Source organism: Paenibacillus sp. cl6col, assembly GCF_900102125.1.
GTDB classification, from domain to species: domain Bacteria; phylum Bacillota; class Bacilli; order Paenibacillales; family Paenibacillaceae; genus Paenibacillus_B; species Paenibacillus_B suaedae.
This window is the reverse complement of record NZ_FNAZ01000003.1, coordinates 598,078-621,219: the sequence shown is the minus strand read 5'-3', so window position 1 is coordinate 621,219 and position 23,142 is coordinate 598,078. Positions and strand designations below refer to the sequence as shown.

Below are 23,142 nucleotides of genomic sequence, written 5' to 3'. Positions count from 1 at the left end.
GATGATATATGTATGGGCATTTGTCATAGGCGGGTTAATCTGTGTAATCGGTCAGCTCATGTTCGATGTTGCCAAGCTGACTCCGGCGCACACGATGACGATCCTTGTTGTCGCAGGAGCGATTATCGACGGACTTGGCTGGTATGAGCCGCTTATTAAATTTGCAGGAGCAGGGGTAACCGTTCCGATTACGAGCTTCGGCAACTCTCTTGTACATGGAGCCTTGACCGAGATTAAAGCTTCCGGGTGGGTAGCACCTGTCAGCGGTATGTTCAAGACAACAAGTGCAGGCATTTCCGCTGCGATTGTGTTTTCTTTTTTAGCTGCTCTTGTCATTCGGCCTAAGGGATGAGTGGAAGTTCTATTCAGATCTCGTCAATCGAATAAGGATACATGTAAAGTTCTGACGCTATTTCGATGGTGTCAGAGCTTTTTTTGTTGGTGATCACAATCCATTGTTTAGCGATAAAACGAAGATATTTGACAAGATTCACCATGAATGGACATGTACGTTATTCCTTGAATGGTGTAAAATGAAAAAATGCATGTATTTTTAAAACGTTATCACGTGGAAAGTTACTAATTCTTCTACAAAATAATGAATGAACCCAATAGGAGGTCGTTGCCATGTCATCCTACCAATCATTGCATGCCCTAATGCGAAAGATGCAATCGACATTGGAACGATGTATTTTAGGTAAATCCCAAGAAATTGAACTTCTGCTGACAGCGATGCTGGCCGGAGGGCACGTTCTTATTGAAGATGTTCCCGGGACAGGCAAGACGCAACTCGTCAAATCGTTAGCTCGTACGATGAATGGTTTATTTCGGCGAGTGCAGTGCAACCCGGATTTGCTTCCAACTGATATTACAGGTGTATTCATATTCCATCCTAAGGATCAGCAATTTGTCTATCGTCCGGGCCCAATCATGGCGAATGTCCTGCTGGTAGACGAAATTAACCGTGCTACTACAAAGACACAATCTGCATTGCTGGAAGCAATGGAGGTACGGTAGATGGGGAGAATTTCTCTCTTCCTTCACCTTTCGTTATGTTTGCTACACAAAATCCGATTGAATTCGAGGGTACTTATGTACTTCCGGAAGCACAGCTGGATCGTTTCATGTTCAAGCTTAAGCTGGGGTATCCGGATGAGCAGACAGAGCGTACGATGCTGATTCGCCATGCGGAAGGTCTGCCATCGGAGAGAGCAGAGACCGTGACGGATATTGCCTCCATTAAGCTGATGCAGGAGGAAGTTCGCAATGTATATGTGGATGATGCAGTCGCGGCCTATATGATTGAGATCGTACGGGCTACACGTGAACAAGCACATGTCCTGCTCGGAGCGAGCCCGCGCGCTTCCGTTGCATTGATGCAGGCTGCGAAGGCGAGAGCATGGATGCATGAGCGGAATTTCGTTACGCCTGATGATGTGAAGGAACTGCTTCCTTTTGTATTGACGCACCGGATTGTACTGCGCATGGAGGCGAAAATGGAGGGCATTTCAGCCCAGCATATTGTAAGCGATATTACGGAACGTGTTCGTGTACCAATCCGATTGGGGACGTAGCATATGAGTCATTCGCAACGTATGTGGCAGCGCAAAGGGGCTCGCAAGCGAACGATTATATCGGTTGCCAGCATGTATATCTCGTGTTTGTTCTATTTCTTATTTCAAGGCGGCAAGACGTCAGTCATGCTGCTAGCTATGGCGACTGTGCTGCTCGTATATTGGGGTGTAGTGTTAATTGGCGGCATTCGCAACGTACGGGGAACAAGAATGCTTGGCGACGGATCAGGGGTCTTCTTTCCCGCCAATTCGCAATTATACGTTAACATCCGAGTCACTGTACCAGGTTGGCTGCCCATTCCTTACCTCGTTGTCCGTGATGAGCTCTGCCGTTTCGGCAACCGCTGTAATACGATGGAGTCTGCAGTTGCCTTAGGCGCTGGCCGTTCGGCTGCAGTCACTTACCGGACTCCGTCTTTGGCAAGAGGATATTATGAATTTGCTCCAGCGTTATGCAGCTCCAAGGATCTGTTCGGGTTGTTTGAGCAGAGTGGAAGCTTTAATGCGCCATCCGTCTTCTATGTGATGCCAACTGTCATTCCTATTCCGAGGTGGACACATGCGGAGCGACAGGTAGGTCACGGTGTACATGCAGCATCTTCTGTCCGTCATCACAGAGAATCTTCACAACAGAACGGTGTGCGTGAGTATGTGTACGGAGATAAATTATCTCGCATTCACTGGAATGCAACTGCAAAGACGGGGATGTTGAAGACAAGACAGTTCGATCCAGAGTCCCAATCGCCTATCATTGTTGTGTTGGATTGCCGTTCACTTTCCTATGAGGGAAATAAAGCAGTGGCGGATGAGAAATTTGAAGCTGCTGTATCTACGATGGCATCCCTTGTACAATACGGTGCTCAGTGTCAACGCCCAACCTATGTGGCGACTATCGGGGAGCGATTGAATTGGTGGACGGCTGATCAGGCCAAACCAGATATTGCTGTATTTCGACAATGGATGTCTACTGTGCAGCTGGAATCATCAGATGAGCAAGAACAACAGCTTGCAGCACTTACTGAGCATGCATCGATGCTTCAAGGAGCCTCACTTGCGTTCATTAGCGGACATGCCTCTTCAGATGTGTTGATTTACACACGGACATTATCGAAGCTGGGGTGTTCCGGGAGCTTTATTCATGTGAAGGAAGAGGTGTCAGCCCCGCATAACGAGAGGAGTCAATCTCTTGTACGCTTGCTGGCCTCTCAGCGCTTGCACTACATTTCCTTGTCTCAAGTACAGGATCTGCCGAAGCTTCTAGGAGGTGGGGCCGCATGAAGACGGAACAGCCGTACTCCGCTCCTTCACGTACCTCAACCGTACAGAAGGCTGCAGATGATCGAATACAAGTGTGGTTATCCTCCTATTGGACAGAGAGGATGATCTGGACCTGTATGATTGTGATGGTCTGGCAATGGCTTGTCATGCTGGAACCGTATTGGTACGACGAGACGCTAGCCATGTCGCGCATGTTCATGATTGGATTATGGGGTGCAGTTATGCTCTTCCCATGCCAATTCATAGGCAGACTGATCATTGCCCTCCCAGCTTTATGCTATATCGTGTATCGGAATCTCGTACAATTTGATATATGGATAGATGGTGGTGAACGGTGGGACAAGCTCCTTCAATTTCACCCTTACATCTGGTTTCTGCTAGGACTATGGTTATGCTGCGAATCTCTTGTAGTGCTCGTGCAAGGCAAGGCGCGTGTTCTCCTATGGCTGCTTGTCCAAATTATGATCTTCGGCATACTGGATTCATTTACCGACGAAATATTGTGGATGCAGGTGGCGTGGATTGTTGGCGCGTCATTGATTTGGCTCATTTGTATTCACTATAAACAAATGAACACGGACTATCCGAACATATGGCGCGGATCCGTACGTTACCCGCTGCAAATGGGGCTGCTCGCTGTGTTCGTGATTTCTCTCATTATTTCTGTAGGGGTTAATGTACCAGAAGTCAAGCCAATCTTGACTGACCCGTATACCGCTTGGAGCAATCGCTATGGCGATGGGAATAACCCGATGTCGGATCTCGTATCGAAGGTGACGGGTAGCGGGAGCGGATCTCGTACGAGTACATCCGGTTACAGCCATTCGGATGCAGAGCTGGGCAATGGCTTTAACATGGACTATATGCCTGTTATGTCCGTAACAACGGAAATGCGCGGCTACTGGAGAGGGGAATCAAAGGACTGGTACACTGGACAGGGATGGGATAAAACACCAAGACGCAATCCCATTTTTAGTCTTCGACAACAGCTCACAGCAGCGGATCAGCCTGCTCGAAACATTCCTACAAGAATGATTCAACAAACAATTACGATGCAAAATAAAGACTCGTATCCCGTGTTATTCGGTTTAGGAATGATCGAGTCGGTAGAGTCAATTAGTAATTCTCTTGAGGCGGTTCTGCGTTGGAACGAGCAGGAAGGGGAAGTCAGGTATGAAGATCCGAAGACAGATAAATATCCGACTAGCTACACTCTAACTTCGCGAGTCCCGATTTTTACCGAGGAAGATTTGCGCAAATCATCACAAACAATATCTACAGACGCGGATCGATTCCAGAGATATTTGCAGATCCCAAACACGCTTCCACAGCGAGTCAAGGATTTGGCGCAGGAATTAACACATGACGAAACTAACTATTACGACAAGGTAAAAAAGGTAGAAAATTATTTGCGTACGCAGTATCGATATACAAATGCGCCGAATTTATCCTTGCGCAAGAGCGAGGATTTCGTCGATGCCTTTTTGTTCGAAATCAAGGAAGGGTATTGCGATCACTTCTCAACATCGATGGCCATTCTTCTTCGTTCTGCTGGCATCCCAACACGCTGGGTGAAGGGATACGCACCAGGAACGCGTCAGAACGGGGACGTTCCCACTCATGAGCTGGCCGAGCAATCGCAGGACAGTGGAGCTGGCACGTATCAGGTGACTAATGCAGAGGCTCATTCCTGGGTCGAAGTATACATGGGTGACTATGGCTGGGTTGCATTTGAGCCGACGCCTGGCTTCACCTATCCGCGTCTGCAACAGGAAGAGAAGAAGCCGGAGCCTGAGAAGAAGGAAGAACAGAAGCCGGAAGAGAAGCAAGAGGAGAAAAAGGCAGAACCGAAGCAGGAGCGGCATGATGCGTCACTTCCAGCTTGGCTCGTTCAGGGGGCGAAGTGGATTGTTATCGTGATGGCGGCCGTATGTTTCCTACTATTATTGTGGAAGTGGAGAACGATCGGGTTCTCCCTGCGGTTCTTCTGGCTGTTGAAGCGTAATTTAACCTACAAGGAACAGATCATTCTGCATACAGACTTGTGGCTAAGCTATTGCAGATGGAAGGGCATGCGCAAGGGAGCGCATGAGACTGTGCGTGAAGCTGCCAAGAGATGGTCGGATCAGCGAGAGGGCAGAAGCGATCCAGCGGCAGTGATCGTCAATAAGTTCGAGCAGGCGAAGTATGGCGGGCATCCTATAATGGAATCAGATGTGAAGCAACTGAAAGAAGCAATTCGGGCGTACAAACACATCGGATAACAGGTTATATAGCATGTGACCATTTTCCAATAAGTAGTTGTTTTTGTGAATCCAATGCGAGGAAGATGTATCCGTAAATGTGGCAAATGAAAGTCGTTCCGCATAGGAACGGCTTTTTTTTGCACGAAAAACAAAGAATATGGTATAGTTTTTCGTATGAAAACGAGGTGACCGCTTTGTTGGAAAGGCTTATTCCCCGTCTTCGGGTTCGTACGGTGTACGATATTAACCTTGCGGAGCTGATGGACAAAGGATACAAGGGAATTATTACGGATTTGGATAATACGCTTGTAGGCGCGAAGGAACCTTTGGCAACGCCCGAATTAACGGCTTGGCTTGAACAAGCTCAGCAAATGGGGTTTCAAGTGGTGATTGTGTCGAATAACGATCATCCGCGAGTATCCCGGTTTGCGACGCCGCTTAATATTCCGTTTGTGAATTCAGCACGGAAGCCTTCGCAACGGGCCTTTCATCAAGCATTGAAGCTGATGGGGCTGACACCTGAGCAAGCGGTGGTAGTTGGAGATCAAATGTTGACCGATGTGCTCGGAGGCAACCGCATCGGGATGTATACGATATTAGTTGATCCAATCGCAATCCAAGATGAGGGTTGGATGACACGCATTAATCGGCGAGTCGAACGCATCGTAACGAAACGTTTTCGTAAAAAAGGAATGTGGCACGAGGAGGAACAACATTGACAGAAGAACAAATGGCACGGAAATGCAGCGGCTGCGGTACAGCTCTGCAAACGGAGAGTACGGAAGCATCCGGGTACGTGCCGGCAAAAGCGTTGGAACGGACGCCAGTAATTTGCCAGCGCTGCTTTCGGATAAAAAATTATAATGAAGCAATATCCGTCGCATTCGATCAGGACGAGTTTCTTCGCCTATTGGGACGTATCGGCGAGGAAGACGCGCTCGTCATACACATTGTCGATCTATTCGACTTTGACGGCAGTATTATTTCCGGCTTGCAGCGATTTGTGGGGAGTAATCCAGTACTGCTCGTCGTGAACAAGATCGATTTGCTGCCGAAGGTAACGAATTGGAACCGCATCATCAATTGGGTACAGCGCCAAGCGAAGGAACACGGCATTCGGATTGTAGACATTGCGCTCGTGAGCGCGAAGCGCAATCTTGGCTTCGATCGGTTGATCGATCAGGTTTCCGAGTGGCGCGGCAATCGCGATGTCTATGTCGTTGGTGCAACGAATGTAGGCAAGTCAACATTGATTAATCGCTTGATTCGGGACTATAGCGATTTGGATGGCGAGCTTACCACTTCTCGCTACCCGGGAACGACGCTTGATATGATCCATATCCCGCTTGACGACGGGAAGCATATCATTGATACACCGGGGATTGTGTACAAGAGCCGCTTGACTGAGCTTGCGAGCCGGGAGGACTTATCTTCCCTGCTGCCGGACAAATCATTGAAGCCACTGGTATACCAATTAAATGAAGGGCAAACGTTGTTCTTTGGCGCGTTCGCTCGATTTGATTTCGTGGAAGGCGAGCGTCAATCCTTCACTTGCTACTTGTCGAACGATCTTCCGATCCATCGGACGAAGCTGGAACGTGCGGACGAGCTCTATCGTGATCACCGCGGCGAACTGCTTGCTCCACCGACTCGGGAACGAATTGACGAGCTTCCAGCATGGACGAAGCACCAGCTTCGCATTGGGCGTGGAGGAGAGACAGACGTGTTCATTTCCGGCTTGGGCTGGATCAAGTGCAACGGTACAACTGGCGCGCTGGTTGAGATCCATGCGCCTAAGGGAGTTAAGGTGCTGGCACGCCACTCCTTAATTTAAGTTTTCGAAAGAGAAGAGACAGTCAATAAGCAGGGGGATGGGGTTCATGCCGGATAAGGATGCATCATATTCGAACAATCTTGTAAAGAACATGAATAGCAGTTCCAAGGTGTATGCGGTAATCGGGGATCCGATTGCACATTCCAAGTCGCCGCTCATGCACAATGCAGCCTTGCAGGCGATGGAAGTGAACGGGATATATACTGCATTTCATGTAAGGCCAGAACAGCTTGAATATGCCGTAGCAGGCATTCGCGCACTTGGTCTCGGAGGGGTGAACGTCACCATTCCGCATAAGGAGCGGGTGATGGCTTATTTGGACGAGATTGATGGCAGCGCTCAGGTGATTGGTGCGGTCAATACGATTGTCCAACGTGACGGCAAGCTGCATGGTTACAACACGGATGGTCTTGGATATGTTCGTTCTTTGAAGGAAGAGATGCAAGCAGATATCCCATCCTCCCGCATTGTAATTATAGGGGCTGGCGGTGCGGCTCGGGGGATTGCGCACGCTCTTCTTACAGAGGGCTGCAAGGAGCTCGTCATTGCAAATCGTACGGTGGAGCGAGCGCAGTCACTTGCAGACGATTTGTCGGGATTCGGCAACGTAAGAGCAGTTATGTTGGGCGATGCGCCTGCAATTGCGCCGAACGATGTTGATATCGTCATTCAGACGACTTCCGTCGGTATGCATCCCCATATAGAGGCGTCACCCGTGTCCGCGGAATGGCTGCAAGCCCATATGCTTGTAAGTGACATCATCTATAATCCACTAGAGACAGCCTTGCTGCAGGCAGCAAAGGCGAAGGGGTGCCGGATTCATAATGGGCTCGGCATGTTCGTTCATCAAGGGGCAATCGCATTTGAATTGTGGACAGGCTTGAAGGCGCCGACAGCGCTTATGCGGCAGCGCGTACTTGAGACGCTGCAATCCTAATTTCAAGATGTGGATACTCTAATACAGAAGACATTTAGGCACGAAGGAGTCGCACGTTCCAGACATGGAAAGAGGCTCAATACTATCACTCATGAATAGATAAGGCAGGTTAAACTTATATGCTAACGGGTAAACAAAAACGCTATCTTCGCTCTCTTGCACATCATCTGCAGCCTATTTTCCAAGTAGGCAAGGGCGGTATGAATGATCAACTCGTACGTCACGTTGAGGATGCAATCGAGAAACGCGAATTGATGAAAGTATCGGTATTGAACAATTGTTTGGAAGATCCGCGCGAAATCGCAGAGGAGCTTGCTTCACGCTCCGGATCCGAACTTGTTCAAGTCATTGGTAAAACGATCGTGCTGTACAAGGAATCGACGGATAACAAGCAGATTGAACTGCCATAACGATCACTGGAGGGCTACCGAATGAAGTTCGTAGGGATCATGGGCGGGACTTTTGACCCTATTCATCTCGGGCATCTAGTGGCAGCGGAATGCGCTAGGGAGACAGCTTCCTTAGATGAGGTATGGTTCATGCCAGCGCATGTGCCGCCGCATAAAGCGCATCGACCAGCTGCTTCTGCGGAGCAGCGCTTGGAAATGGCGAGGCTGGCGGTGCAAAGTAATCCGCATTTTCGAGTGTGCGACTGGGAGATTAAGCATGGCGGTGTATCCTACACGCTAGACACTGTCCATGGGCTGCGCCGGGAGTATCCCGACGTCAAGTGGGCGTGGATTATCGGCGGCGATATGGTCGCTTACCTGCCCCAGTGGCATCACATCGATGAGCTGATGGAGCAGATTCAATTTGTTGGATTGCATCGTCCTGGATCAAGCTGGGATGCTGCCAAGCTGCCTGCTGCGTGGTCTTCTCGGCTCATCGAGAGCGAGATGCCGCAGATGGATATCTCATCGACCGATATTCGGCAGCGATTGGCCGAAGGGCGATCGATCAAGTATATTGTGCCGGACGAGGTTCAACAGTATATAGCAAGGTGGGGTCTATATGAATCGGACGCGCGAACAACTGATTGAGGCTGTACAATCCCAGATGCCAGCTGTAAGGTGGCAGCATACGCAAGGGGTTATGACAACAGCCGTTCAACTGGCCAAGAAGTATGGAGCAGACCCGAATAAGGCGGATATCGCGGCCATACTGCACGATGTAGCAAAGTACTGGCAGACAGATCGAATGGAACAGATGATTCGGGAACATAACATGCCATCCGAATTGCTGGAGTATGACAAGCAATTATGGCATGCGCCTGTGGGCGCACATGTGGCGCAGCATGAATATGGAATTGAAGATGTAGAAATACTGGATGCAATCAAGTACCATACTTCCGGCAGAGAGAAGATGACCTTGCTGGATAAGGTCGTGTGTCTGGCAGATTACATCGAGCCGGGGCGGGATTTCCCTGGAGTTGATCATATACGTGAACTGGCGGAGCAGAATCTAAATGCGGCGTTAATTGCCGGATTTGACTCGACCATTCGATTCTTGATTGAGCGCCGCCGCCGGGTATTCCCGCTGACGATCCATGCTCGCAATGGGCTGATCCTCGAACTGGAGGCAGAACTTGAAAAGTCAGCAACTTAATCACGATATGGGCTTAGAAATACAAAAATAAGAATGGCTCAAACACAATGTGGAGGTAATTGAATGGCAGACAACATTAAACAATTGCTCGAAATCGCCGTAAGTGCGGCTGAAGATAAGAAAGCGATGGATCTTATTGCGCTTGACCTGCAAGGCATTTCCCTCATCGCAGATTATTTCGTAATCTGCCACGGGAACTCGGATACACAAGTTCAAGCGATTACGAATGAAATTCGCAAGCGTGTGCATGAAGTAGGCGGACACGTGCGCGGTACAGAAGGATTTGACTCCGCACGCTGGGTTCTCATTGATTTGGGCGACGTAATCGTGCACGTGTTCCACCGCGAAGAACGCGAGTACTACAACATTGAGAAGCTGTGGTCCGATGCGAAAGTTGTGGAGTTTGCATGATTTGGGAAGCAGGAACGATTCAACGATTAATAATCGACCGTGAAGTATCTCCGTACGGATATTTCTTGACGAACGGAGAGCAGGACGTGTTGCTGCATTATACAGAGCTTACGGGCAAAGTAGAGCCTGGCGATTACGTGGAAGTGTTTTTATACTATGACACGGAAGATCGCATTGCTGCGACAATGAAGCGTCCTTTGTTGACACTCGGAGAGATTGCTAAGCTTACGGTAGCGGATATTCATCCGAAGTACGGCTGCTTCCTGGAGATGGGGATTGGGCGTCAACTGCTGCTTCCGAAGGGAGAGCTTCCCGAGTTCGAACCGCTTCACCCGAAGGTTGGCGATGAGGTATACGTCCGGATGGAACAGGATCGCTACGGACGACTTATTGCACTGCCAGCTCGTGAAGATGATTTGGTACCTTATATGTTCGCAGCTCCTGAGTCTTGGAACAACACATGGCGCGATGCGGTCGTGTACCGTGCTCTCAAGATGGGAACGTTCGTTGTCGTAGATGGCGCGCCTGTTGGAGAAGGTGTTATTGGATTCATTCATGAATCACTCCGTCCGCGCCTGCTTCGTCTTGGTGAGTCTGTCCGTGTTCGCATTACGCATGTCCGTGAGGATGGGCGCGTGAATGTAACGATGGCAGAGCGCAAAGAAGTCGGCATGGATCAAGATGCTGAACGCTTGTTCACCTTCTTGAAGGAGCGCCCAAACGGCACAATGCCATATTCCGATGAGACGCCTGCCGATATTGTGAAGCAGCGCTTCGGCATTAGCAAGTCAGCATTCAAGCGTGCTATCGGCCGCTTGATGAAGGCAGGTCTCATTCGTCAAAATGGAAATTGGACCGAATTGACGGAAACGGCTGCTGCAATGGATACGGCACAGCTTCACAAGGCACTGTCGGCGGCACAAGCCGAAGCGCGTGAAGCACATAAGGCTCGCTCGTACGGCAACGACAATGCACGCTAAGTCGTTCGTTCAACATGCATTACGAATGATGGAATGAGGGAACAACCTCCGGCAGGGGAAGTGAAGATAGATGATTTCATATGGGCGTGTAGCGGAGGTTTATGACCGCTTAATGGAGGACATGCCATACGACCAGTGGGTGTCATTTGCTCGGCAGGCTTGGGAACGATTTGGAAGCGGCCAGGTTCGTTCCATCGTTGACCTTGGCTGTGGAACCGGGAGTACGGCATTGCCACTGGCGAAGCTCGGTTATGATGTAATCGGCATCGATATTTCAGAATCGATGCTGTCAATTGCGAGCAGCAAGGGAATAGAGGCTGGACCGCTGAAGGGCGACGTGCGTTGGGTGAATCAAGATATGTGCGATTGGGCCATGCCTGGAGAAGCGGATGCCGTCGTTTCGTTCTGTGACAGCTTGAACTATGTGACAGAAGAGGGCGACGTGAAGCGTGCTTTTCAAGCTACCTATAACAACTTGAGATCTGGCGGCGTTTTCTTGTTCGATGTGCTTCATGTCCGTCAATTCGAACATTATGCGGAGACCCAGCCTTTTGCCTATGATGATGAAGATATCTCTTACATTTGGTTTTCGGATTATGATGAAGAACGCCAGGAGATTGAGCACCAGCTGACCTTGTTCGTTCGTCAGCAGTCTGGAGGCTTGTACGAGCGTATTGACGAGGAGCATGTTGAACGCGCCTATGATCCAGACTGGTTAGAACGTATGCTGAAAGAAGCTGGTTTCGATCATGTCGAGCAATTTGCGGACTTTGAATGGCAGTCGCCGGACGAAGAGTCGCGCCGAATCTTTTTTGTTGCAGTGAAGCCATAAAGATAGATGTGCATAGTTTCTGAAGATGCATGTGATATGCACATTGATCCGTCGTGAGATGTAGAATTCGGTGTTACTTTCTCAATTCAAGGCGAATGAACAAGAAAGATTTGGAGTTGCATGGCGATCATTGACAATAAGAAAATTTTTCATTATGATATAGCTACTTGCATCTATTTGGATGCATCATAATCATATTCAAGCTGAATAGGTAGAATGGAAAGACTTCGAAGAGGAATAGTACCTTAGGTCCCATCTTCAGAGAGCCGGCGGTTGGTGCAAGCCGGTGATGGTGCAGAAGCGAACTCACCTCAGAGTCGCGCAGCAGAATCAGGAGCGGTAAGCTGCGACGTATTGCCAGCGTTAATGGTGTAAAGGGAGTGGATAGCAAAGCATGCTGTCCGCTAACTAGGGTGGTACCACGGGAATAATGCCTCTCGTCCCTAGCGATTATCGCTAAGGATGGGAGGCTTTTTTAATCACATTTATTCATTGCCACAAGTATGACGGACATGCGCGAGCAGCCGTCTGGGCATCGTAGGAGGAGTAAGCATGAGTCAAGAAGCGAAGCAGCCGCACGGTTACGTGCCGCAGCAGATCGAGCCGAAATGGCAATCCTATTGGGATGAACATAAGACATTTGCAACGACAGAAGATGAGAACAAGCCAAATTTCTATGCACTGGATATGTTCCCATATCCATCTGGCGCCGGACTTCATGTAGGACACCCGGAAGGATATACGGCTACAGATATCATGTCTCGTTACAAGCGCATGCAAGGATACAATGTCCTTCATCCGATGGCATGGGACGCATTCGGCCTTCCAGCTGAGCAATATGCGATCGATACGGGACAGCATCCGCGTGAATTCACGGTGAAGAATATCGACAACTTCCGTCGTCAGATCAAGTCCTTGGGCTTCTCTTATGATTGGGATCGTGAGTTCAGCACAACTGATCCGGAATATTACAAGTGGACGCAGTGGATCTTTATTCAGTTGTACAAGAGAGGACTCGCTTACGTTGCAGAAGTTCCTGTTAACTGGTGTCCAGCCCTCGGTACAGTACTTGCGAATGAGGAAGTCATCGATGGCCGTTCGGAGCGTGGTAACCACCCAGTTATTCGTAAGCCAATGCGTCAGTGGGTATTGAAGATTACGGAGTATGCAGAGCGTTTGCTGCAAGATCTGGATGAGCTTGACTGGCCGGAGAGCTTGAAAGACATGCAGCGCAATTGGATTGGGAAGTCCAAGGGAGCTGAAGTTCGCTTTGTAATCGACGGTCACGAAGAGGAACTGGTTGTTTTTACAACTCGTCCAGATACGCTGTTCGGTGCAACTTACTGTGTCATGGCTCCTGAGCATGAGCTTGTCGAACGCATCACGACGGCTGAACAGCAAGCTGCTGTGAAGGCATATCAAGAGCAGGCGGCACGCAAGAGCGATCTGGAGCGTACGGATTTGGCGAAGGATAAGACGGGTGTATTCACAGGCAGCTATGCGGTGAACCCGGCGAATGGAGCGAAGCTTCCAATCTGGATTGCGGATTATGTGCTTGCTGGATACGGTACAGGTGCAATTATGGCTGTTCCTGGACATGATCAGCGCGACTGGGAATTCGCGAAGCAATTTGACCTGCCGATCATCGAAGTTATTGAAGGCGGCAATGTACAGGAAGAAGTATATTCCGGCGATGGAGCTCATGTGAATTCAGAATTCCTGAACGGAATGGACAATGCGGCTGCAATGGCGCGCATGATTGAATGGCTTGAAGCTGAAGGCAAGGGCGAAGGCAAGGTAACGTATCGCCTGCGCGACTGGTTGTTCAGCCGTCAACGCTACTGGGGAGAGCCGATTCCAATTCTTCATCTGGAAGACGGAACAATGAAGCCTGTACCGGAATCCGAACTTCCGCTTACACTGCCGGATGTCGATCAGATTCGTCCATCAGGAACTGGAGAATCTCCGCTTGCGAATGTAGACGAATGGGTGAACACAGTTGATCCAGAGACGGGCATGAAAGCTCGCCGTGAAACGAATACAATGCCGCAATGGGCGGGAAGCAGCTGGTACTACCTGCGATACATCGATCCGCACAATAACGATGAAATCTGCTCCAAAGAGAAGCAAAAGAAATGGCTTCCAGTTGATTTGTACATTGGCGGCGTTGAGCATGCGGTTCTTCACTTGCTGTATGCGCGCTTCTGGCACAAGGTATTGTTCGACCTTGGTGTCGTAGATACGAAGGAGCCATTCCAGAAGCTTGTTAACCAAGGGATGATTCTTGGTACAAATGGCGAGAAAATGTCTAAGTCCCGCGGCAATGTCATCAATCCAGATGATATTGTGAACGAGTTCGGCGGAGATACGCTGCGCATCTATGAAATGTTCATGGGTCCACTGGAAGCGACGAAGCCATGGAACACGAATGGTGTAGAAGGAAGCTACCGATTCTTGAGCCGCATCTGGCGCTTGTTCATTAACGAGGAGACAGGAGCCCTGAACAGCAAGATTGCTGACGGAACGGATGGAGCAGATCCGGCCTTCGTTCGTACATGGCACAAGACCATCAAGAAGGTGACGGAAGACATAGAAGGATTCCGCTTCAATACAGCAATCAGTCAATTGATGATCTTCATCAATGAGGCGTATAAGACAGAGGTTCTTCCACGCCAAGCAATGGAGAACTTCGTTCAATTGCTGGCACCGCTCGCGCCACATATCGCGGAAGAATTGTGGCAGCGTCTTGGCTACCAAGAGTCGATTACGTACGCTGCGTGGCCGACTTATGATGAGTCGCTTACAGTTGATGCGGAAGCAGAAATTGTTATTCAAGTGAATGGCAAGATTGTATGCCGTGCAAATGTAGCAGCAGATGCTGACGAAGAAGCAATGCAGCAAAAAGCGATGTCCCTCGCGAACGTTCAGGATGCCATCGCTGGCAAGACGGTTCGCAAAGTCATCGCAGTAAAAGGCAGACTTGTTAACATTGTGGTCGGTTAAGTTCTTCGCCAAATAGTTGGGATTCGACCTTGTGTAGATCCTCCTCATATTTGGCATGGGTGACTTGAATGAGCTGCTGGAATACCCCATCCAGCTCACCATCCAACAGACGGAGCGCCTCGGCGGTAATGCCGCCGGGGACTGCTACCCGCTGTCTCAAGTGCTCCAGGCTGAATCCTCCCTCCGTTAGCAGCTTGCCAGTACCAAGCAGCATCTCACTGGCCAGGCGCTCTGCCTCATTCCTTTCGATTCCTGTAACTTCAACTGCAGCCTCTATCCATTTCTGCACGAAAAAGGCGATAAATGCCGGCCCACAGCTTGAGATATCCGAAGTGATGCGCGTATACTGCTCGGATACCTGAACTGGACGACTTATGGACATCATCAACTGTTCCAATAGTAGCCTGTCTTCTGTTTGAATTCTGCTTCCATACATACATAAGGATGCTCCACTCCATACATAATTCGTAACACTTGGTATAATTTTTGCTATCTTGCAGGACAGCTGCCGCTCCAAATGGCTAATGAGCACTGGACTCGTTATCGATACAACGATGAGAGAAGGCTTTACATATTGTGCGATTTCGTTCAGAACGGCTTTGAATTCTGAAGGCTTCACACATAAAAAGACGATATCGCTTTCTTGTACAGTTTCTACATTGCTGCTGGCCAATTGCAGCCCAGGATATTGCGCAGCCAGCTGTTGAACCTTATTCCTCGTGCGATTGCTCGCGATAAGCTGAGATGGTTCCAATGCACCTGATTGAATAAGTGCTTCAATGATTGTAGACCCCATGCTTCCCGTACCTATAAACCCGACTTTCAAGTACGTTCCCTCCCTTTGCTTCTGCCTATTCCGCTGTTGTCGTAGGACGTGATTATGTTCACTTCGTATTCATTTGTGATGAACACAAGTTTATCAAGCTTATTGATCCATATGATGACATGGTTGACCATTATGCCGTCATTCGCTGACGAAGGGTGTGGTGACATGAGAGAAGGAATGAGGAAGACCAGAGCATTGCCAATGCGATGGCTAATTGCAATGAGTCTAGCAGTAATCGGTGTTGCAATCTGTATGTGGATATGGGTGAAGCCGCAAGGGTCACTGCAAGCAGGGACTTGGACGGATTTGAATGATGAGATTGATTCGATAATGACTGCTGAAGGGAAGGAAGCCCAGATCACGGAATCGAAGATGTCTTCGAAGTCGACTCCCGCCGCGGAACAACATGCACAGAACAAGCAGCAGTCTTCCGTATCGACAGTAGCCCATAAGGATGATGGTGCTGATGCGGGAAAGGGAGGACAATCGGAGGCCGCTAGTTTACTTCCTTCAACGGATGTCCTTAAGACGGAGAAGGAGCATTCCAGTGCGTCTGGGAACAAGGGAGCTAAGGGAGCTGTATCCCAACTTCTTAACATTAATGAAGCTGATGCATCTGCACTGGTGACACTTCCAGGTATTGGCCCGAGTAAAGCGAAAGCAATCATTGAATATCGCGAGAAGAAGGGGGCCTTCCGCCACGTTGACGATCTCATGAAGGTGAAGGGAATCGGCAAGAAGATGATGGCCAAGATCCGGGATCAGGTACGTGTGGAATAAAATGCGTGAAATGTGCAACATTGTGATGTCTTTAGTTGCATGAATGCGCAGGCCTGCTTACAATAAGGATAACATACACAACATAGACAAAGGCAGAAGAATGGGGATTGGAGTTATGACAACGACTATGCGCAAAGACTGGGATACGTATTTTATGGATATTGCCTATATGGTGTCTACTCGCTCGCGCTGTCCAAGGCGGCATGTGGGCGCTGTGCTCGTACAGGGCAAGAAGCTGCTTGGTACCGCTTATAATGGCGCTCCGATGGGGATTCCTGACTGCAGTGAGGCTGGCTGCATGATCGCAGAACAATATGAGAAAGTTGTCGTAGACGGCGAAGCGCAGATGGTTAAGAAGCAGCGCTGCATTCGCACGATCCATGCAGAACAGAATTTGCTGCTATTCACGGATCGGAATGATAGAGAGGGATCTACGGTATACGTGACGGATCAGCCTTGCTGGACATGTGCCAATATGCTCGCCAACAGTGGTGTTGTCGAGATCGTATATCACCGTCCTTATTTGAAGGACAGCGATAAAGTGGCTGCGATGATGGAGCATAAAGGAATTGTGTTCCGTCAACTTGATCATTATCATCCGCCGGCAGAGTCGGTAATGGATGAAGTTAGCGAATAAATGATAAATGTATCGTTGTGAATAGGGATGAGGAAGAACCTCTGTGCTCAAGCAGCACTGTTCGTTTCGTATTTAAATGCGAAGAGCAGTGCTTGCGAGTATAGAGGTTTTTTGTATATGGGCAGGGGGGATGATATGCTGGCACGTCGACCGTTGGTTGTGGCTGCCTGTATGATTGCCGGAGGCTTCCATCTAAGCGCAGTCCTCCCGAATGGAGAAGCTTGGATTGCAGCTCTCGGGATTGTGCTGGTATTGCCGCTTTGTGTCTTAGGAGGCTGGTGCAGACGTATGCAAGCAGTCTTGTATGCGCTGCTGCTGCTTATGGCTCTACTCTACTATCAATTGACGGTGAAGAGTGGAGATAGTGTCTGGTCGGATGAGGGGGTTAGTTCTTATGTAGAGCAGGTACAAGAATTGAACGGAGAATGGGAAGGGGTGATCCTAACCTCGCCGGAGTTGGACGGAGATCGGATGCAGTTCCAATTCGGAGTTACAGGCTGGAGAACTCCAGAAATGAAGCAAATGGAAAGTGTACGGGAGACGCTGTTAGTTCAAATCAAGCTATCTAGTAAGCAGGAACTGCAACAGGTGCATCAATGGAACCGAGGGCAATTGGTGCGTATACAAGGTAAGCTTGAGATCCCCGGTGATGCGGGGAACTTTGGCGGATTCAGCTACAGAGAATATTTACATAATTTACAAATCGACTGGTTGTTAAGGGTGTCGGGTTTACAGCATATGACCTCGCAAATAGCACTTGAGACGACCTCTTCCTATGCACCTACTATCATGTGGAATCGAATGCTGGCATATGTGGATCAAGGCAGGGAGCGTCTGGCGGCGATATTGGAGCATATGTACAAGCAGCCCCATAGCGGCTATATGCAAGGGCTTATCCTGGGAACACGGGGAGATATGGATCCGGATATTTATCAACAGTTCTCGCAGTTGGGACTTACCCATATACTCGCCATATCTGGATTGCACGTAGGTGTACTTATCGGAGCTCTATTGTATCTCTTCCGATTGCTGCGCATGACGAAGGAGACGGGCATATCGATCACGATGGGGTTCATCCCGATGTATGTATTGTTGACGGGGGCGTCGCCATCGGTTATTCGTGCAGGTATGATGGCTTTCCTAGCCCTTTATGGGGCAAAGAGAGGCTGGTTGAAGGATGGGCTGCATCTTCTGGCAGCTGCCTTCATTTTCATGGCGGTATGGCAGCCTCGTTATGTACTGCAGGTCGGATTTCAATTGTCTTTTATTGTCACGGCTGGGCTGATTTTATTTGTTCCCCTCGCTATGAGGCTAATGGCTTCTTTGCCGCGGACATTGGCCAGTTCGCTCTCGGTTACACTGGTTGCACAAGCTGTTTCGCTGCCTCTTACTGTCTATTACTTTAATCAATTTTCGCTGTTGTCCTTTTTGGCTAATTTTGTTATTGTGCCCCTCGTCAGCGTTGTTGTGCTGCCAATTGGCTCAGTATCGTTGATTGTCGGTTCACTATATGAACCTGCGGCAGTACCGATCGTTTGGCTTGTTGAACGGTTGAATGAGGTTACGTTCCAACTAGTGTATTGGCTGGCACAAATGGAAGGTGCTACGATCATATGGCCGACCCCTCCATTATGGTGGATCGCTCTTTACTATCTCGGATTCGCCTTGGCGCTGACTTCTGTTCGGCGTTGGTGGGATGCGAGGCAGATTAACCGCAGAGAAAGAGATCGAGGGCATAATTTGAACCATGCTGATGATACACAACCGCTCGATTTTATCCAGATCCCGGCAGGCGGATATCGATATAGAGGAGCAATTGCGCTTGCAGCCGCTTGCTTGCTTGGGTTCATCGTGCTGCAAGGATATTCCATGGGGCGTTCGAATGATGCAGTTGTTAGTTTTATCGACGTCGGTCAGGGTGACAGCATCTTAATCTCAACGGCTTCGGGCAAACACATGCTTATTGATGGCGGGGGTACTGTGAATTTTCGCAAGCCAGAAGATCGCTGGAGGGAACGCAGAGTGCCCTTTGAGGTAGGGGAGAAGGTAGTTGTTCCGTTGTTGAAGCAGAGAGGCATCAGAGAATTGGATGCTGTTCTGTTAACGCATGCCGATCAAGACCATGCTGGGGGATTGCAAGCTGTACTGAAGCATATCCCGGTGAAGCAGTTCATTATGAACGGGACATGGAAGTATTCCGCCTCGATGAACAGTCTATACCGCACTGCGATTGATCAAGGGATCCCTATTCGCAAATGGGAAGCAGGCCAGCGATGGGAGCTAGATTCGTGGAGCTCCTTAGAGGTGATGTATCCTTATCCTTCGACGGATGGTTCTACCCTCGACTTTCAAGACAATCAGAACGAGGCCTCCCTTGTCGTCCAATTGACACTTACCCATCCAACAAGTAGGAAGCAGGCGGTATTCATGCTTACAGGAGATCTGGAAGCCGATGGCGAGAGGCAGATGCTCGAGCGTGTTGCATTGCAGCAATCGAAGTCTATCGACGTCTTGAAGGTGGCTCACCACGGAAGCAAAACCTCTACTACACCTGAATGGCTTGAGCAATGGAAGCCCCAGATAGGGGTCATATCGGCAGGGCGCAATAATCGATATGGACACCCTCATCCGAAGGTGCTGGATACACTGCATGATGCGAAGGTTCCTGTGAAACGAACAGATATGGAAGGGGAGATCCAATTCAAGCTGACGCCTAGTGGTTTGAAGGTGAGGGCGAAGCGTGATAGGATACATTTATAGAATGGAGCAGACAGCACGTCATGCGACGTGCTCTTTTCCTGTTTCTTTCTTCTATTTTTTAAGTTTCGTGACAATTTGATATGCTTTTCAGGGTGTTTTTTGCTATGCTAATGTTGAATTATTGATGGGAATTTCAAGTATTAAAATTAATCTACAAATTGGTAACGATCATCTGCAACCATTTCAGACGTTCTCACGTCAATGGATATGCAAGAGAGGGGGATCAAGGTGGTAGAGCCAGGACTCATTCGATCCGCTCAGTCTGGCGATAGAGACGCGCTTATCACTCTTTTGCGGGAAATCGAACAATATGTGTATCGAACTGCTTATTACATACTGAATAATGAGCAGGATGCACTGGACGCGTCCCAAGAGGCCTTAATCCGGATATATACTAAAATTCAATCGTATGAGGAGAAAGCACAGTTCAAGACTTGGGTACAGCGCATCGTGACGAATATTTGCATCGACAAATTCCGCCGCACGAAGCCGACTGTATCGATAGAGGAGCATAATCTCACATTCCTTGGCAATGAAAGCGTAGAGAGGGATGTCCTATCCTCCCATGCAGCGCAGGATATACGAGAAGCGATTGATCAACTGCCGGAACATCACCGTGCTGTCGTTGTTCTTCGCTACTTGCAAGATTTCTCGTATAACGAAATTGCTGATAGCTTGAACTTGCCTCTCAATACGGTGAAATCATATCTATTCCGCGCCAGACAACAGCTGCAGACTATGCTGCAAGATTACGAGAAAGGTGGTGTGCGAGGATGAACTGTTCAGAGGTGATGGAACTTATGCAGCGGAAATTGGATGGAGACTTGAATGATTCGGAACAGCACCTTCTGACTGAGCATATTAACCATTGCCCCGCCTGCAGTGAGATGGCTAGGCGATTGGAACGACTCCATACGGAATTAGTTCAGCTGCCTAAGGTCGAGCCGAAATTCAGCCTAGTTGATGCGATTATGCCAGCGCTGGATATCATTGATCGAGATGAGCAGCTAGCTGCGGTCGAACCAAATGCAGAAGCATATCCGCAAGAGGCTGTGTCAGCAGGCCATGCAGCGACTGGATCGCCTATCGAGCCGCGTATCGTCAAGGGAACTGCGACGCCTCAATCAACTCAGCAACGTTGGTTCGAACGAATCCGCTGGCGTGCGACCAGCGCTGTCATCGCAGCAGGGCTTGTGCTTGGTCTATTTATTGTCAACTTCAAGCCGCCTACAGAGGAACAGGCTGGCGAGTTTAGTGAGCTTAGGAACGAGCAGCTCATGAAGACCGAGACTGCAGACAAATCCGATAGTTCTCAAGTTACGAAATCCGAATCTAGCTCTCCGATGAAGGAAAAACCGTCGAATAACGATCCACAGAACAATTCAACCGAACCTTCTTCATATGCGACAACAGAGGAAACGGGAGAAGCGGATAAGGAGAAGTCTACTCAAGATAGACAGAAGGAAATGAAAGACTCATCCCAACAGAAGATCGGCATTCCGACACCGAAGGATGTGGAGAAGAAAGAAAGCACTTCTCATCCTAAGAAGGATCAGGAGACAGTTTCAGCAGATCGTTCTGTGGCAGGTGGACAGACGCGAACAAGACCGGATGCAGACAAACAGCCGCCAAATCAAGATGGGCAGAAACAAGATGCGAAGAAGGATCCACAGCAGAAGGATACAGAACAGGTTCTGGCAGAAGAGCCGCCGAAAGAGCCTCAGAAGGATGGAAGCGATAAGATGCCAGAACAGAAGGAAATTAATTCCTTTGTCGGCCCTTCTATTACATCTGTAGCCGAAGCGACGGCACCGAACGGTAGCCTTATGGCGACATGGGACAATGGACAGCTGCTGCTCTATAAGCTAAATGGTCAGGAGCGAACGAAGCTGCAGACGATTGCTGTAGCAGAGAAGCCATCTGAGCTGATTTGGTCGGCAGACAGCTCGAAGCTGACAGTTGTCGCATCCGGAGAGGATGGGAAGTCGAGTAAGCTCCAGTATGAACTGAAGAATGATGCGCTCGAGCCGATTGTGGACGCAGGCAATCCAGCGGAGAAAGAAGTCATTCAAGGAACAATTCAACAATCGAAATAAAAAGGGCTTACATGCAGGGCTATCATGCACACATTGTTACGTCCTTGCGTATAGTATGGTATCAAGAAGACAGAATGCTTTCCCGTACGTCGAATGACCATTTGTGCGGAGTTTCTAGAGCTTCGTGGCAAATGTTTATTATAGATGTTAGGGGACAAAGGGACTCGCGCAACAGTGATGTTGTGCCAGTCCCTTTGTTTTTGTGTCAAAGTCTGCTATGATGAGGTTCGTTATATCGTAAGGGGAGGCTAGCAATTTGGTAGATATTAAAGCAGCCGTCAAGGAAATTAAGCGCGGCTTTCCGCGCCCTATCTATATTCTGTACGGTACTGAAAAATATCGGATTCAGGAGTTCGTACAATTCTTAATAGAGCATGCAGTCGGTGAAGATAATCGTGAATTAGCAATTATGAAGATGGATACTTCGGAACACCCGGTTGAGGCAGTCGTTGCAGAGGCGGAGACGATGCCGTTTCTAGTTCCACGCAAATGTATTCTGGTGAAGGATTCGACAGTATTCGCATCTGGGAAGGATGGCAAGATTGAGCATCAGACGGAGCGATTGCTTGAGTATATGGATAATCCAATGGACACGAGCATTGTTGTATTTCTCGTGCAGGCGGACAAGCTGGATGAACGGAAGAAGACGGTTAAGAAAGCCAAGACAGCTGGAGCAGTGCTTCCTTTCCTGCCGCTTAGCGCAGACGAGCTGACGATGTGGGTTCGCAAGGAAGCGGAGAAGCATGAGTGCTCGATCGAGGATGAGGCTATCCGTGCAATTCTGAACAGTGCAGGGACGAATTTGCAGACATTGTCGGCTGAAATTGAGAAGTGCTGTCTGTTCACAGGGAGAGGCGGAACGGTTGTGGTAGAGACCATCCACTCCTTGATTGCCAAGAACACAGAACAGAATGTATTTCAGCTTGTTGAAGATATTATCAAACGGCGAGCGGATCAGGCGCTCGATACTCTGCACGAATTGTTGAAGCAGAAAGAAGAGCCTATTAAGATTATGGCGCTTATCGTACGGCAATTGCGGATTATGGTACAGGTGAAGGAATTGACGAGCCGCAGCTTCAGTCAGCAGCAAGCAGCTTCCCAACTTGGGCTGCATCCATACGCCGTCAAAATGGCTTACGAGCAAGCGCGTGACTATGATGGAAATAAGCTGACGCAATGGATAGCGGAGGCGGCAGAACTCGACTATGAAATGAAGTCAGGCCGAGTAGAGAAGGTACTAGGCTTGGAGCTCTTCATTATGCGGATGTCTAAAGGAATAGCAAGAATACAAAAAGAAACCAGAAGATGAACGCCGAGGCGTTCATCTTCTGGTTTCTTCGCTT

Annotated in this window: 20 protein-coding genes, 1 pseudogene and 1 other annotated feature; of the genes and pseudogenes, 20 read left to right on the top strand and 1 reads right to left on the bottom strand. The window is 49.0% G+C overall.

Translation table 11 applies throughout. From position 1 onward, the window contains the following. The first annotated feature begins 1 nt into the window (after nucleotide 1). The 14 genes and pseudogenes from spoVAE to leuS all read left to right on the top strand — a co-directional run bounded on the left by spoVAE (nucleotide 2) and on the right by leuS (nucleotide 14,700). Nucleotides 2-352: a stage V sporulation protein AE gene (gene spoVAE, locus BLS15_RS10840; RefSeq protein ID WP_021256860.1), complete on the top strand. Its 351-nt coding sequence runs from the start codon at nucleotides 2-4 to the stop codon at nucleotides 350-352. 275 nt (nucleotides 353-627) lie between these two features. Then, nucleotides 628-1,574, top strand: a pseudogene (locus BLS15_RS10835) (AAA family ATPase). 3 nt (nucleotides 1,575-1,577) lie between these two features. Continuing rightward, nucleotides 1,578-2,852: a DUF58 domain-containing protein gene (locus tag BLS15_RS10830; protein ID WP_028531310.1), complete on the top strand. Its 1,275-nt coding sequence runs from the start codon at nucleotides 1,578-1,580 to the stop codon at nucleotides 2,850-2,852. Beyond that, entirely contained in the window at nucleotides 2,849-5,116 is a 2,268-nt protein-coding gene (locus BLS15_RS10825; protein WP_090511392.1) for a transglutaminase TgpA family protein, read from the top strand. Before BLS15_RS10830 ends, BLS15_RS10825 begins: the two co-directional genes overlap by 4 nt. Before the next feature lie 176 nt (nucleotides 5,117-5,292). Further along, complete coding sequence (locus BLS15_RS10820) at nucleotides 5,293-5,817, top strand: YqeG family HAD IIIA-type phosphatase (RefSeq protein ID WP_175460750.1); 525 nt, start codon at nucleotides 5,293-5,295, stop codon at nucleotides 5,815-5,817. An 11-nt stretch (nucleotides 5,818-5,828) separates the two neighbouring features. After that, entirely contained in the window at nucleotides 5,829-6,932 is a 1,104-nt protein-coding gene (gene yqeH / locus BLS15_RS10815; protein WP_090511614.1) for a ribosome biogenesis GTPase YqeH, read from the top strand. Nucleotides 6,933-6,978: 46 nt separating this feature from the next. Then, the gene (gene aroE / locus BLS15_RS10810) at nucleotides 6,979-7,869 is read left to right on the top strand and encodes a shikimate dehydrogenase (RefSeq protein WP_021256854.1); all 891 of its coding nucleotides are present in this window, start codon (nucleotides 6,979-6,981) and stop codon (nucleotides 7,867-7,869) included. Nucleotides 7,870-7,988: 119 nt separating this feature from the next. Continuing rightward, nucleotides 7,989-8,279, top strand: a complete 291-nt coding sequence (gene yhbY, locus BLS15_RS10805) for a ribosome assembly RNA-binding protein YhbY (RefSeq protein ID WP_021256853.1) — start codon at nucleotides 7,989-7,991, stop codon at nucleotides 8,277-8,279. Between the two features lie 21 nt (nucleotides 8,280-8,300). Further along, nucleotides 8,301-8,909 (top strand): nicotinate-nucleotide adenylyltransferase, encoded by a 609-nt coding sequence (gene nadD, locus BLS15_RS10800; protein WP_021256852.1) that lies wholly within the window; start codon nucleotides 8,301-8,303, stop codon nucleotides 8,907-8,909. Continuing rightward, on the top strand, nucleotides 8,881-9,474 hold the full coding sequence (gene yqeK, locus BLS15_RS10795) for a bis(5'-nucleosyl)-tetraphosphatase (symmetrical) YqeK (RefSeq protein ID WP_090511389.1): 594 nt from the start codon (nucleotides 8,881-8,883) through the stop codon (nucleotides 9,472-9,474). The genes nadD and yqeK overlap by 29 nt, the downstream gene beginning before the upstream one ends. 63 nt (nucleotides 9,475-9,537) lie before the next feature. Further along, nucleotides 9,538-9,885 (top strand): ribosome silencing factor, encoded by a 348-nt coding sequence (gene rsfS / locus BLS15_RS10790; protein WP_021256850.1) that lies wholly within the window; start codon nucleotides 9,538-9,540, stop codon nucleotides 9,883-9,885. Then, nucleotides 9,882-10,865 (top strand): CvfB family protein, encoded by a 984-nt coding sequence (locus tag BLS15_RS10785; RefSeq protein WP_021256849.1) that lies wholly within the window; start codon nucleotides 9,882-9,884, stop codon nucleotides 10,863-10,865. The genes rsfS and BLS15_RS10785 overlap by 4 nt, the downstream gene beginning before the upstream one ends. 70 nt (nucleotides 10,866-10,935) lie before the next feature. After that, nucleotides 10,936-11,697, top strand: a complete 762-nt coding sequence (locus tag BLS15_RS10780) for a class I SAM-dependent DNA methyltransferase (protein ID WP_021256848.1) — start codon at nucleotides 10,936-10,938, stop codon at nucleotides 11,695-11,697. A gap of 218 nt (nucleotides 11,698-11,915) precedes the next feature. Then, nucleotides 11,916-12,145, top strand: a binding site (T-box leader). A 104-nt stretch (nucleotides 12,146-12,249) separates the two neighbouring features. Then, entirely contained in the window at nucleotides 12,250-14,700 is a 2,451-nt protein-coding gene (leuS, locus tag BLS15_RS10775; protein ID WP_021256847.1) for a leucine--tRNA ligase, read from the top strand. Here leuS and comER read toward each other — a convergent pair. Further along, entirely contained in the window at nucleotides 14,681-15,526 is an 846-nt protein-coding gene (gene comER / locus BLS15_RS10770; RefSeq protein WP_021256846.1) for a late competence protein ComER, read from the bottom strand. The genes leuS and comER overlap by 20 nt on opposite strands. A gap of 201 nt (nucleotides 15,527-15,727) precedes the next feature. On the opposite strand from comER, the gene BLS15_RS10765 reads away from it, so the two are divergent. From BLS15_RS10765 to holA, 6 genes are all read left to right on the top strand, one after another. Continuing rightward, the gene (locus BLS15_RS10765) at nucleotides 15,728-16,306 is read left to right on the top strand and encodes a ComEA family DNA-binding protein (RefSeq protein WP_231515030.1); all 579 of its coding nucleotides are present in this window, start codon (nucleotides 15,728-15,730) and stop codon (nucleotides 16,304-16,306) included. Nucleotides 16,307-16,421: 115 nt separating this feature from the next. Further along, complete coding sequence (locus BLS15_RS10760) at nucleotides 16,422-16,943, top strand: deoxycytidylate deaminase (RefSeq protein WP_021256844.1); 522 nt, start codon at nucleotides 16,422-16,424, stop codon at nucleotides 16,941-16,943. Between the two features lie 135 nt (nucleotides 16,944-17,078). Next, the gene (locus tag BLS15_RS10755; protein WP_090511385.1) at nucleotides 17,079-19,703 is read left to right on the top strand and encodes a ComEC/Rec2 family competence protein; all 2,625 of its coding nucleotides are present in this window, start codon (nucleotides 17,079-17,081) and stop codon (nucleotides 19,701-19,703) included. 228 nt (nucleotides 19,704-19,931) lie between these two features. Then, entirely contained in the window at nucleotides 19,932-20,480 is a 549-nt protein-coding gene (locus BLS15_RS10750) for an RNA polymerase sigma factor (RefSeq protein WP_021256842.1), read from the top strand. Beyond that, nucleotides 20,477-21,799 (top strand): anti-sigma factor family protein, encoded by a 1,323-nt coding sequence (locus BLS15_RS10745; protein WP_021256841.1) that lies wholly within the window; start codon nucleotides 20,477-20,479, stop codon nucleotides 21,797-21,799. Before BLS15_RS10750 ends, BLS15_RS10745 begins: the two co-directional genes overlap by 4 nt. Nucleotides 21,800-22,055: 256 nt before the next feature. After that, the gene (holA, locus tag BLS15_RS10740) at nucleotides 22,056-23,108 is read left to right on the top strand and encodes a DNA polymerase III subunit delta (protein ID WP_021256840.1); all 1,053 of its coding nucleotides are present in this window, start codon (nucleotides 22,056-22,058) and stop codon (nucleotides 23,106-23,108) included. The last annotated feature ends 34 nt before the right edge of the window (nucleotides 23,109-23,142 follow it).

Coding starts and splice junctions, on each gene's coding strand:
- spoVAE (WP_021256860.1), top strand. CDS start 2: ATGATATATGTATGGGCATTTGTCATAGGCGGGTTAATCTGTGTAATC.
- BLS15_RS10830 (WP_028531310.1), top strand. CDS start 1,578: ATGAGTCATTCGCAACGTATGTGGCAGCGCAAAGGGGCTCGCAAGCGA.
- BLS15_RS10825 (WP_090511392.1), top strand. CDS start 2,849: ATGAAGACGGAACAGCCGTACTCCGCTCCTTCACGTACCTCAACCGTA.
- yqeH (WP_090511614.1), top strand. CDS start 5,829: ATGGCACGGAAATGCAGCGGCTGCGGTACAGCTCTGCAAACGGAGAGT.
- aroE (WP_021256854.1), top strand. CDS start 6,979: ATGCCGGATAAGGATGCATCATATTCGAACAATCTTGTAAAGAACATG.
- yhbY (WP_021256853.1), top strand. CDS start 7,989: ATGCTAACGGGTAAACAAAAACGCTATCTTCGCTCTCTTGCACATCAT.
- nadD (WP_021256852.1), top strand. CDS start 8,301: ATGAAGTTCGTAGGGATCATGGGCGGGACTTTTGACCCTATTCATCTC.
- yqeK (WP_090511389.1), top strand. CDS start 8,881: ATGAATCGGACGCGCGAACAACTGATTGAGGCTGTACAATCCCAGATG.
- rsfS (WP_021256850.1), top strand. CDS start 9,538: ATGGCAGACAACATTAAACAATTGCTCGAAATCGCCGTAAGTGCGGCT.
- BLS15_RS10785 (WP_021256849.1), top strand. CDS start 9,882: ATGATTTGGGAAGCAGGAACGATTCAACGATTAATAATCGACCGTGAA.
- BLS15_RS10780 (WP_021256848.1), top strand. CDS start 10,936: ATGATTTCATATGGGCGTGTAGCGGAGGTTTATGACCGCTTAATGGAG.
- leuS (WP_021256847.1), top strand. CDS start 12,250: ATGAGTCAAGAAGCGAAGCAGCCGCACGGTTACGTGCCGCAGCAGATC.
- BLS15_RS10765 (WP_231515030.1), top strand. CDS start 15,728: ATGCGATGGCTAATTGCAATGAGTCTAGCAGTAATCGGTGTTGCAATC.
- BLS15_RS10760 (WP_021256844.1), top strand. CDS start 16,422: ATGACAACGACTATGCGCAAAGACTGGGATACGTATTTTATGGATATT.
- BLS15_RS10755 (WP_090511385.1), top strand. CDS start 17,079: ATGCTGGCACGTCGACCGTTGGTTGTGGCTGCCTGTATGATTGCCGGA.
- BLS15_RS10745 (WP_021256841.1), top strand. CDS start 20,477: ATGAACTGTTCAGAGGTGATGGAACTTATGCAGCGGAAATTGGATGGA.